The organism is Desulfonatronum sp. SC1, from assembly GCF_003046795.1.
Taxonomy (GTDB): Bacteria; Desulfobacterota; Desulfovibrionia; order Desulfovibrionales; family Desulfonatronaceae; genus Desulfonatronum.
The window spans coordinates 1-477 of sequence record NZ_PZKN01000111.1; the positions used below are offsets into that span (position 1 = coordinate 1).

The 477-nt window shown below is 37.3% G+C and carries 1 protein-coding gene; it reads left to right on the plus strand.

The window, feature by feature from the left end; translation table 11 throughout:
• Positions 1–295 precede the first annotated feature (295 nt).
• On the plus strand, positions 296–477 hold a 182-nt coding region (locus tag C6366_RS20920), incomplete at its 3' end, for a hypothetical protein (protein WP_233248574.1).

Below are 477 nucleotides of genomic sequence, written 5' to 3' on the forward strand. Positions count from 1 at the left end.
TTGCATTGCCTGTGAGGCGCTCTTTAAACCCATTCGAGAGCGTTTTTCATCCGTTTGCCAATGAATTGCTTAATCTTTCTGATCTTCCAATATTAGTTGTTCCTGAAAGGGAATAAACTTGTATATTTGCAGGAGGATTTTTGACGCTTTTTCTTTTCTATATAATAAAGGTACGATTTTGGATAGACTTTTACACGTTTGAATTATAAGGCTATTTAAAAGGTTTCTGATTTCTGAATAGAATTGGAGATTGTGATTTGGAAAAAGAGTAAGTGTCTGAAAAAGATTAATCAATATGATGAGACTGATATTTGGTTTGGTTGTTTTTTTATCAGTTGTCCAGCTTTCGGCGCAGGACAGAAGAAATACCACCCCGTTCGAAAGAGTGCGGGAACGTACTTTCAGCGATGGGAAAATTGAAATCAGACAGGCAGCCGGTATCGAACAGTTACTGAACCACCACATACAGAATAACAG